The sequence below is a fragment of the Lachnoclostridium phocaeense genome (assembly GCF_959599685.1).
Taxonomy (GTDB): Bacteria; Bacillota; Clostridia; order Lachnospirales; family Lachnospiraceae; genus Claveliimonas; species Claveliimonas monacensis.
Genome location: NZ_CAUGIN010000051.1, coordinates 1 through 10,751 on the forward strand (window position 1 = coordinate 1; position 10,751 = coordinate 10,751).

Sequence of the window (10,751 nt, forward strand, 5' to 3'; positions counted from 1 at the left end):
TCCTTGTCAGTATAATACAGTTTCTTCCCCACGCGCAACTTTTACATAAATTTTTTATCATTTCCGGGTAATCCGGCAGATATGCCCGATACGTCAGATATGAATGGGAACCGCTTTTGAACGATGCGGTTCAAGAAATGTTTCCTCAAAAAAGAAGATACTCCAAGCTTACATCAGCTTATGTCTTCTGTCAACAAAAAACAGCGTAGCTGCACGCCTTTCCTCTATTTAGGCACGCATCCTGCGCTGTTCTTATTTCATTTTAAGTCCGGTCTTATCTCTCCCGGATAACCTTCTCGATCTCCTCTTTCTCCGGCATAACCTTCAGGGCTCCCTTTCTCGTGGTGATGATGGAAGCGCCCGCGTTGGCAAAGGTGAGCATCTCCTTTAAGTTCTCCTCTGTCAGATCCTCCAAGCCGTGCTCCAGGATGTAGTTCAGGGTGCAGGCCTCAAAGGTGTCCCCCGCTCCTGTCGTCTCGATGGTGTCCTCCCTCACAAAGGGGGCCGCCTCCACGATCATATCCTTGTAGAAGGCGCGGCTTCCCTCTCTTCCGAGAGTGACACAGATAAGGGGGATGTCAAACTGCTCCCGCAGCATCTCCACGCCTTTATTGTAGTCTGTCGTTCCGGTCATGAACTCCATCTCGTTGTCCGAGATCTTCAGGATGTCACACTTGGACATGCCGTACAGGATCTCCTCTTTCGCCTGGTCCAGGCTTTCCCAAAGGGGCTCCCGCAGGTTCGGGTCAAAGGAGACGAGAAGGCCGTTCTCCTTCGCCACGTCAATAGCGTAGCGTGTGGCCTCCCTCACCCCCGCATGGGTGGAGGAAAGAGTTCCGAAGTGGAAGATCTTTGCCTTTTTGATCAGCTCCGGGTCAACCTCCTCCTTTGTCAGCATCATATCAGCGCCCGGGTTGCGGTAGAAGGAAAATTCCCTGTCCCCGTCCGGAAACGTGTGCACAAATGCCAGTGTCGTGTGTACCTGTTCATCCATGGCGAGGCCGGACACGTCCGTACCGCTCTCCTCCACCACTTCCTTCAGCATCTTTCCGAACTGGTCATTTCCTACCTTGCCGATAAAGGCTGTCTTTTTCCCCAGCCTGTTCAGCATGGCCAGCACATTGCAGGGAGCTCCGCCGGGATTCGCCTCCAGCAGAGGGTTGCCCTGGCCGCTCAGGCCATTCTCTGTAAAGTCGATCAAAAGTTCTCCGAGCGCCACCACATCGTATTTCCTATCCATCTATACCTCTCCTCCTCGCATGTTTCGGTTGAATATCTCTGAATATCATATAACATTTCCCGCCATATTTCCATACTTTTCGTACTCTTCAAAACAGCAGCTTAAAAATGGTTGAGACAATCTCTTTTACTCCTGCAAGGATGTCAGCGCTGTGCGCTGAAAATGTGTATCCTCATCTTCTTCCCCTCACCGCTGCACCCTATCTTGTCCTCCAGGCCGTACACAGCGTTGCTGATCACGTACTCTCCGTCGTTTACAAAGACCTCCACCAGGTTCTTGTCCACCACCACATCCAGGTGGAAGCCCCCCTTCAGGGCCGGCGTCTCCGAGCGGATGTGAGCTCCCGGTGCGGAAGGGAATACGTCGCTCCGGTCCGTGCAGATCCGGTCACCCTCCCGGCGGATGACAAATCCGCCTACATCAAGCTCCTCCTCGTCCTCCAGGTCAAGGGACACCAGATAGCCATCCGCCGCCCGCTGGCAGCCGGCTGGTATCTCCTCCGAGTAGGCGGCTCGCACATTGGGGTGCATGCGGAAGAAAATGTGTCCGTCCTTCATCTCCACCACCCGGGGGGTCGAGAACATGCCGATCCAGCCTTCATCTGTGACCTTGGGCATCCTGACCCAGGCGGAGAGGACGCGCCTTCCCTCCCTGTCCATCGTTGTCTGGGGCGCATACAGGTCCAGGCCGTAGTCCAGGAACTGATACGTATCCGGTATCTCCATCCGACAGGAGGACTGGTCAAACTCCACATGAAAGCAGATAGACTGGTTTTTCTCCTTCTCCCCGTTCTTAAGGAAGCCCATGGCGGAGAGGATCAGCACCTTGCCGCCCTCTGTCTCAAAGTAGTCCGGGCACTCCCACATCCATCCGTACTCAGGGCCCTTGAATGCCTTGTTCACGTAGGTCCATGTGTGGAGGTCATCGCTCCTGTAGAAGAGCAACTCCCCGTACTTTTCCTCCACAGTGCTCCCAAGAACGAGATACCAGTGCCTCTCACTCTTCCAGACCTTTGGGTCCCTCGTGTGGGTCCGATCTCCGATGGCAGGATCCGTGATGGGGGGAATGATCACCTTTTTCCCGTTCTCATTGTCAAAGTGAAAGCCGTCCTCAGAGGAGATCATGAGCTGGGCGGACTCAAACTGCTCGTCCAGGCATGTGTGAGGGTCTTCCGGGTTCACCACCTCGTACCGGACGCCGGTGTAGACGAGGTAAAGCTTTCCGTCCTCCTCCACCGCGCTTCCTGAGAAACAGCCGTTCTGATCCTCCCTCATGGTAGGGTAGAGGGCCAGGTCCCTGTGCTCCCAGCTCACCAGATCCCTGCTCACCGCGTGGCCCCAGTGCATGGTCCCCCACCGGGGACCATAGGGAAAATACTGATAAAACAGATGGTAGTATCCTTTGTAGTATATAAAGCCGTTGGGGTCGTTTACCCAGTTGTCCGGCGCTTTCAAGTGTAATCTCTGTGTTTTCATACTGCCTCCGTAATAAATGCTATTTTTTCTTTTTTCTGTCTAACAGCCTTTTTACTGCATCTCCATGTAGTTGACGCCTGTCTCCTTGTCAAAGAAATGCATCTTTGATGGCATAAACACGAAGTCTATCCTGTCTCCTATCTGGCTGATCTCATACTTGGACACCCGGGCCACTGCCTGGGCCCCGCCGAAGCCAAAATACAGGTTGTTCTCATTTCCCATGACCTCTGTGTCCGTGATGACCGCGTGGAGCCTGTTGCCGTCGTTGATGTCCATGTTCTGGGCGTCCATCTTGATGTCCTCTCCCCGGATGCCCAGGGTCATCTCCCCCTGGCGTCCCTTCAGCTTCTTTGCCGTTCCCTCGGAGAGAGTGATAGAATTGCCGTCGCTGAATTTCACAGTATCGTTTTCCACTGTCACGTCAAAGAAGTTCATCTGGGGAGATCCGATAAACCCTGCCACAAACTGGTTGATTGGGTGGTCGTATAGCTCCATGGGTCTTCCCACCTGCTGGATGACGCCCTCCTTCATGATGACAATCCTATCCGCCATAGTCATGGCCTCCACCTGGTCATGGGTGACGTAGATGGTGGTGGCTCCCAGCTGTCTGTGGAGCTTGCTGATCTCCGTCCTCATGCTGACGCGGAGCTTGGCGTCCAGGTTTGAGAGGGGCTCATCCATGAGGAACAGCTTCTGATTCTTCACGATGGCACGCCCCAGGGCCACTCTCTGGCGCTGTCCGCCGGAGAGGTTCTTTGGCTTGCGGTAGCGGTACTCCTCAAGTCCCAGGATGTCGATGGCCCAGTCCACCTTCTTCTTGATCTCATCTGTCGGCAGCTTCATGTTCTTCAGACCGTAGCCGATGTTCTTCTCCACCGTCATGTGGGGATAGAGGGCGTAGTTCTGGAACACCATGGCGATGCCCCTGTCTCTTGGCGCCACTTCATTGACCTTTTTCCCGTCTATGAAGAGCTCACCCCCTGTGATCTCCTCAAAGCCGGCGATCATGCGCAGAGTGGTGGACTTTCCGCAGCCGGAGGGCCCCACGAAGGCGATGAACTCCTTCTCCTCAATATCGAGATTTAAATTGTCCACTGTGTTTTTATCTGATCCGGGATATTTTTTACATACATTTTTAAATTCTATAAAACTCATCTTCTCTTATCCTTCCTTTGAACCTGTTGATGTCACACCCTCCACGATCTGTTTGGAGAACAGGGAGTAGATGATGATGACAGGGATTGTTACAAGCGTGATGACCGCCAGGGTCTGTCCCATTGTAGTGTTTTCATTTGATGTGATGGAGTTCAGACCGATCTGCGCTGTCAGAAGGTCGCTTGATGTAAACACCAGTGACGGCCACAGGTAGTCGTTCCACACATTCAGGAAAGTAAATACGCTGACAGTTGCCACAACTGTCTTGGACATGGGCAGGACCATGGTGAAGAAATATTTCACAGGTCCGCAGAAGTCCAGCTGGGCCGCCTCGTACACGTCGTCCGGAAGGCTCACGAACACCTGCCGGAACAGGAAGATGTTGAAAGGATTGACGATGGACGGCAGTATGTAGCCCAGGATGGTGTTCAAAAGTCCCGCTTTGGCGATGATGAGGAAATGGATGGTGATGACCGTCTCTGTGGGCACAATGAGCAGCATCATGATGATCAGCAGCCACTGTTCCCTGAAGGGGAAGTTGATCTTCGCCAGGGCGTACCCCGCAAGGCCGTTCACGATGATGCCAAGAACGATCAGGATGGCCGCGTAGAGGAGAGTGTTCCCCATGTATCTTAAAAAGCTTGTGTTTGTGATGATTTCTATGTAGTTGTCAAAGAAGCTTCCGTCCGGCGCCGGCGGGATAAAGGCCGCCACAGAGTTCATGTCCGCCGTGATGGCCGCGTCCGGCTTGAAGGAGTTGGCCAGCATCCAGATCACCGGGAACAGGAAGAAGACGGACAGCACCAGCAGCACAGCTACCAGGATCCAGTTAATTCGCTTTTGCTTTTTTGATACCATGCTTCTTTCCCTCCTTGTCCTTAGTCAGTACATTCTGGATAATGGTCAGAATGACTACGAATACGGTAAATACAATGGCCATTGTGGACGCAAGTCCCATCTCCCAGTTCACAGTACCTGTCTCGTAAATGTCGTACACGATGGTGTAGGTGGAGTGGTCCGGTCCGCCTCCTGTCATGACCATGGGCTGTACCAGCATGCGGAACGCGCCGATGGTGACTGTGATGAACACAAACACGCACAGGGGCTTCAGCTCCGGCAATGTGATGTCCTTAAACTTCTGCCAGCCGCTGGCGTGGTCCATCTCCGCCGCCTCGTAGAGAGCCGGGTTGATGTTCTGCAGGCCGCCCAGGAAAATGATCATCTGGTATCCCACGCCCTGCCACACGCTCATGATGGCGATGGAGGGGAGGGCCTGGCTGGCGCTGTGGATAAATGGCTGGGCGTCGATGCCGAAGTTTGCCAGCAGGGTATTCAGGATGCCCTCCGGGCTGTAGATCTGCATCCACAGAGTGGAGACAACAGCCAGGGACATGACAACCGGCACAAAAAAAGCCACCTTAAAGTATTTCTTGCAGTGCGCCGCCTTGTTGATGGCCAGCGCCAGCACCAGGGCGCCGATGCACTGGCAGGGCACGATGATGATGACAAATTTGACTGTGTTTAAAAATGACTGAACAAAAAGCTCGTCCTTAAAAATATTAAAGTAGTTTTCCAGTCCCACGAAGTGGGTCAGCTCCGGGTTCAGCGCGAAGTAGTCGGTAAAGCTGAACACGAATGTGAGCACCATAGGCAGAAAGAGAAATATGGTGAGCAGCACAAGCGCAGGTCCGAAAAACGCCATTCCCATGATTGAATTTTTCTTTTTCATCCTTTACTCCCTTGTATAACGTTCCAGTTTCTGATCGATCCGTTCCACCTGCTTATCCAGCTCGCTCTGGGCGTCCTTCCCTCCCAGGGCCACGCTCTCCAGGACCTCCTGGAAGGAGGTGCTCACCTGGGGATAGACCGGGGTCTTCGGTCTCGGGTGTCCGTAGTTGGTAAGCTGCTCATACAGAGCGTTGTAGTTTTCGTCTGTCTGGAACACGTCGATGTTTTCAAATGCTTCGTATGTAGACGGGAAATTCTTTGTCATCTCCCAGATGCGGATGCCGCTGTCCACGCCGCTCATCCACTTCACCAGCTCTGTGGCTCCCTCGATGTCCTCTGTCTCGGAGGATGCCGCAAAGGCCCAGGAGCCTGTGGGTGTGTAGGTTCCGCCGTCCCAGTCGTCGCTGACGATGTAGGGGGCCACGCCCAGGTTGATGTCCGGGTAGCTGGTGTAAACGGTGTTGACCTCCCAGGCCCCGTCGAACTTGAAGGCCGCTCTCCCGCTCTCAAAGAGGTGGTCGATGGGCGCCTCGGACATGTAGCCGTTCTCCACGATAGTCCGGAAGTAGTTCATGGCGTCCACAGTCTGCTGGGAGTTGAAGCAGCCGTCCACCTCCAGCCCGTCGTCGCTGACCAGCTCCCCGCCGCCAGACCAGACAAAGGGGGCAAAGTAGTAGATGCTGGTCTCTCCCACCGGGAAGGTCATATCCAGAGGATAGCCGTCCTTCTCGTCCATGAGGGGCTTCATCTCCTCCAGGATATCCAGGAACTCGGACCAGGTCCAGGGATCGTCCGCGTCCGGTATCTCGATGCCCGCCTCCTCGATGATGTCCTTGTTGTAGTAGAAGCCCACGCTGGACTCCATGACTCCCAGGGCGTACAGCTCGTCATTCACTGTGCCCTGCTCGATGATGGAGGGCAGGTACTCGCTCTCCTCCTCCTCGGTCAGGTCCGCCAGGGGCTGGATGATCCCGTTGGCCGCGTAGGCCGAGATATTGGGCCCGTCCACTGTGAGCACGTCCGGCAGCCCTCCTGCCATGACTGAGGCGTTGACCTTGTCGGAATATCCGCCGCCGCTGTCATTTCTGGGCACGAACTCAATGTCCGCAAAGTACTGCCCGTCGTAGGCCTCGTTGAAGGTGTCCACCGACTCCTTGTAGGCCTGTCCCTCCTCCGTGTCCTCGATGGAGTGGACCCATATGGAGAGGTATTCCTCCCCCTCGTCATAGCCCGCCACTTCCCCCGGCTCAGGATCCTTCTGCTGACAGCCGGTGAGGCAGGCCGCCGCCAGGACCACTCCGGTCAGGCACAGCCTCCATTTCTTCATTACATCTCCTCCTTTATAGAACATTTTCGTGTGTAACCGTTTTAGTTACCGGTTAAGTAACCGGTTCCTTTAATGGAATCATATCCCTGTGAAGGCCCAATGTCAACAGAAAAATGGAGTTTCGTCGTTTCTGCTATTTTTTGCCCCTCCTTTTTGTACACCTTTCACAAAACCGGTTTTGTTACCGGTTACTTTATTGATTATACAGTCTTTTTTCTGTTATACTACAAGCAGTATTTAAACCTTCTCCCTTCGGGGAGCCAAAGAAAAGGGGATCGGAAATCATATGAAAGCGAAAAAAGTAACATTTGCAGATATAGCGGCCTACACCGGCTTTTCCAAGACTACCATCTCCCGGTACTTCAATAATCCGGACTCTCTCACTCTGGAGAACCAGCAGAAGATTGCGGACGCCCTGGTAGCTCTGGACTATAAGGAGAACAAGGTGGGGCGTATCCTGGCCAGCGGCCAGACAGAGTTTGTGGGCATCATCATCCCCAACCTGTACATGCACTACTACTCGGAGATGCTCAGCCAGATTTTGGCCACCTACGAGACATACGGATACAAGTTCCTCGTCTTCTCGGGAAACGCCAGGGCTGACGTGGAGCGCAGATACATTGAGGAGCTACTGGCCTACAATATAGAGGGCATGATCATCCTAAGCCCCACCATCTCCTCCCGGGAGCTGGCCTCCTACCACGTCCCGGTGGTGGGCATCGAGAGGGAGGACGAGTTCATCTCCAGCGTCAACACAGACAACTACATGGGCGGCGTCCAGGCTGCCGGGCTCCTGCGAAAAAGCGGCTGCGACATCCTGATCCACGTGAACGCCAAAATGCCTGACTCCGTCCCTGCCTCCGGCCGTGTCCACGGCTTTGAGGACACCTGCCGGGAATACCACGTCCCCTACGAGCTCATCCTGACCCACATGGGGGATACGTTCAAGGAGAACAAGGCAAAGGTGCTGGAGCTGATCGACTATATGGAGGAGAAATATCCCGCCCAGAAAAAAGGTGTCTTCATGCCCAACGACACTCATGCAAACGTGCTCCTCAACGCCCTCATGCAAAAATACGGAAAACTGCCGGACACCTACCAAATCATCGGCTTTGACAACTCTCCTATCTCGCGGGAGGCAGTCATCCCCATCAGCACAGTGGGACAGCAGGTCTCCGTCATTGCAGACCAGGCCATGGAGCTCCTGTCTGAGCAGATGGCAGAGCGGAAAAAGAGAAGACCGGCACCCCAGAGGGAACCGGTCCACAGGGTCATCCCGCCGGTGCTGATCCGCAGGGACACGACCATATAAAAAGGGGAGGCCCTGATGACTAATCATCAAGAGCCTCCTTTACTTTATCCATAAAGCCTTTTTTCTTTTTCTTGTGCTTCTCCAGCTCCTCCGGCGTCTGGTTCAATGTGTTGCCGGAGAGGGCGTCAAACTGCCGCAGGGCTTCCTTTGCCTCAGCGCTCAGGTGCTCAGGCGTCTGGATGACCAGCGTCACATAGTGGTCGCCTCTCACCTGGGAATTGCGCACAGAGGGCACGCCCTTTCCGCGCAGGCGGACTTTTGTGTCTGTCTTTGTGCCTGCCTTTACGTTGTACAGAACATCTCCATCCACTGTCTTTATTCGGATATCACCGCCCAGTGCCGCCTGTGCAAAGGAGATAGGCACGGTAGAAAAGATGTTCATATCCTGTCGCATAAAAATAGGATGGCGGGACACCGCAACCTCCACGAGCAGATCGCCTCTGGGGCCTCCGTTTACGCCGGGCTCGCCCTTCTCCCGGATGCGGACGCTCTGGCCGTTGTCTATACCGGCCGGGATAGTCACAGCAATCTTCTTTTTGCTGGAAATATAGCCTGTGCCGCCACAGTCCGGACACTTGTCCTTGATGATCTGGCCGCTTCCATGACAATCCGGACAGGTCTGTACATTCTGCACTGTGCCGAAGAAGGACTGCTGGGTGTAGACAACCTGCCCCTTTCCGCCGCACTTGGGACATGTCTGGGGTGATGTCCCCGGTTTCGCCCCTGTGCCGTTACACTTGGGACAGGGATCCTTCAGGACAACATCGATCTCTTTCTCACAGCCAAATACAGCCTCCTCAAATGTGATGCGGACGCTCTTGCGGATATTCATTCCTTTCATTGGTCCCTGGTTTGCCCTGCCGGACCGGCGGCCCCCGCCAAACAGATCTCCGAAAATATCTCCGAAGATATCACTGAAATCAGCACCGCTGAAATCAAATCCCCCGAAACCTCCGGCTCCGCCGGCGCCGCCCTCAAATGCAGCATGGCCAAACTGGTCATACTGACGGCGTTTTTCCGGGTCACTTAAGATTGCATAGGCTTCTGAGGCTTCTTTGAATTTCTGCTCCGCCTCTTTGTCTCCGGGGTTCATATCAGGATGATATTTTTTAGCTACCTTCCTATATGCTTTTTTCAGAGTTGCCTCGTCCGCATCCTTGCTGACGCCCAGCACCTCATAGTAATCTCTCTTTGACTCTGCCATTCTCTATCAACCTTTCGTTTTATTCAGGAACATGCTGCCCACAAGGCCTCAGTCCGAAGCCTGTGTTTGCAGACAAAGTTCTGCGGGATCCGCAAGAAGTGGATTTCTCCCCCTTTCGGATTCCGCAGAACATGTTTCCTTTGAGATCTTATCTCTTAGTCTTAGACCTCTTTGTAATCTCCGTCTACCACATCATCGCTGCCGTAGCCTTCCGGACCTGCTCCGGCTCCTGTGTCAGCGCCTGCTCCCGGGTTCGGGCCTGCTCCGGCACCTGCGTTTGCGCCAGCTCCCATCTGCTCATACATCTTTGCAAATACTTTCTGTGCGCTCTGTGTCAGTTTTTCTTTGCCGGCTTTGATCTCTGCGATCTGTGCATCAGATATATCATCCATGTTTACTTTTTCCAGTAGCTCTTTCAGAGCCTTGCAGTCAGCTTCTACAGCTGCCTTCTCGGAAGCGTCGATCTTGTCGCCTACTTCCTCGAGAGCTTTCTCTGTCTGGAATACAAATGCGTCTGCATCGTTCTTTGTGTCAATACCTTCTTTGCGCTTCTTGTCCTGTGCCTCGAAAGCTGCTGCCTCTTTTACAGCCTTATCAATCTCTTCATCAGACATGTTGGAACCTGCTGTGATGGTGATGTGCTGCTCTTTTCCTGTTCCAAGGTCCTTAGCGGAAACATTTACAATACCGTTTGCATCAATATCGAATGTAACTTCGATCTGCGGGATTCCGCGCGGTGCCGGCGGGATTCCGTCCAGTCTGAACTGGCCGAGGGACTTGTTGTCTCTTGCGAACTGTCTCTCACCCTGTACCACGTTGATGTCAACAGCTGTCTGGTTGTCTGCCGCTGTAGAGAAGATCTGGCTCTTCTTTGTAGGAATTGTTGTATTTCTTTCAATCAGCCTTGTAGCGACACCGCCCATTGTCTCGATGGAAAGGGACAGCGGAGTAACATCCAGAAGAAGGATATCACCTGCGCCGGCGTCTCCGGAAAGCTTTCCGCCCTGGATGGAAGCACCAAGTGCCACGCACTCGTCAGGGTTCAGGGATTTGCTGGGCTCTTTGCCTGTGAGCTGTTTTACCTTGTCCTGTACAGCCGGGATACGTGTGGAACCGCCTACCAGCAGTACCTGACCCAGCTCAGAAGCTGTGATACCTGCATCGGAGAGAGCTCTCTGTACAGGCTCTGCTGTCTTCTCCACCAGGTCGTGTGTCAGCTCGTCGAATTTTGCTCTTGTAAGGTTCATATCAAAGTGCTTCGGTCCCTCAGCTGTAGCTGTGATGAACGGAAGGTTGATGTTTGTTGTTGT

General features: G+C 53.7%; 9 protein-coding genes. 1 reads left to right on the forward strand and 8 read right to left on the reverse strand.

The genetic code is table 11. The features are described 5' to 3' along the window. Positions 1-274: 274 nt before the first annotated feature. The 6 genes from Q5911_RS14510 to Q5911_RS14535 all read right to left on the reverse strand — a co-directional run bounded on the left by Q5911_RS14510 (position 275) and on the right by Q5911_RS14535 (position 6,925). Positions 275-1,240, reverse strand: coding sequence for a PfkB family carbohydrate kinase (locus Q5911_RS14510; RefSeq protein WP_303183855.1), 966 nt, complete (start codon positions 1,238-1,240; stop codon positions 275-277). Between the two features lie 143 nt (positions 1,241-1,383). After that, positions 1,384-2,715: a glycoside hydrolase family 32 protein gene (locus tag Q5911_RS14515; RefSeq protein WP_303183858.1), complete on the reverse strand. Its 1,332-nt coding sequence runs from the start codon at positions 2,713-2,715 to the stop codon at positions 1,384-1,386. Positions 2,716-2,766: 51 nt separating this feature from the next. After that, positions 2,767-3,870, reverse strand: coding sequence for an ABC transporter ATP-binding protein (locus Q5911_RS14520; protein WP_303183861.1), 1,104 nt, complete (start codon positions 3,868-3,870; stop codon positions 2,767-2,769). Positions 3,871-3,876: 6 nt separating this feature from the next. Continuing rightward, on the reverse strand, positions 3,877-4,728 hold the full coding sequence (locus Q5911_RS14525) for a carbohydrate ABC transporter permease (RefSeq protein WP_303183863.1): 852 nt from the start codon (positions 4,726-4,728) through the stop codon (positions 3,877-3,879). Then, positions 4,700-5,599, reverse strand: coding sequence for a carbohydrate ABC transporter permease (locus tag Q5911_RS14530; protein WP_303183866.1), 900 nt, complete (start codon positions 5,597-5,599; stop codon positions 4,700-4,702). The genes Q5911_RS14525 and Q5911_RS14530 overlap by 29 nt, the downstream gene beginning before the upstream one ends. Positions 5,600-5,602: 3 nt before the next feature. Beyond that, a complete protein-coding gene (locus Q5911_RS14535; protein ID WP_303183869.1) occupies positions 5,603-6,925 on the reverse strand; it encodes a sugar ABC transporter substrate-binding protein in 1,323 nt (440 codons plus the stop codon). A 286-nt stretch (positions 6,926-7,211) separates the two neighbouring features. Here Q5911_RS14535 and Q5911_RS14540 point away from each other — a divergent pair, with 286 nt between their 5' ends. Next, on the forward strand, positions 7,212-8,237 hold the full coding sequence (locus Q5911_RS14540) for a LacI family DNA-binding transcriptional regulator (protein WP_303183871.1): 1,026 nt from the start codon (positions 7,212-7,214) through the stop codon (positions 8,235-8,237). Positions 8,238-8,256: 19 nt separating this feature from the next. On the opposite strand, the gene dnaJ is transcribed toward Q5911_RS14540, so the two are convergent. Both dnaJ and Q5911_RS14550 read right to left on the reverse strand, forming a co-directional pair. Beyond that, entirely contained in the window at positions 8,257-9,441 is a 1,185-nt protein-coding gene (dnaJ, locus tag Q5911_RS14545; protein ID WP_303183874.1) for a molecular chaperone DnaJ, read from the reverse strand. A gap of 161 nt (positions 9,442-9,602) precedes the next feature. Then, positions 9,603-10,751: Hsp70 family protein (locus tag Q5911_RS14550; protein ID WP_303183877.1), on the reverse strand; the 1,149-nt coding region annotated here is incomplete at its 5' end.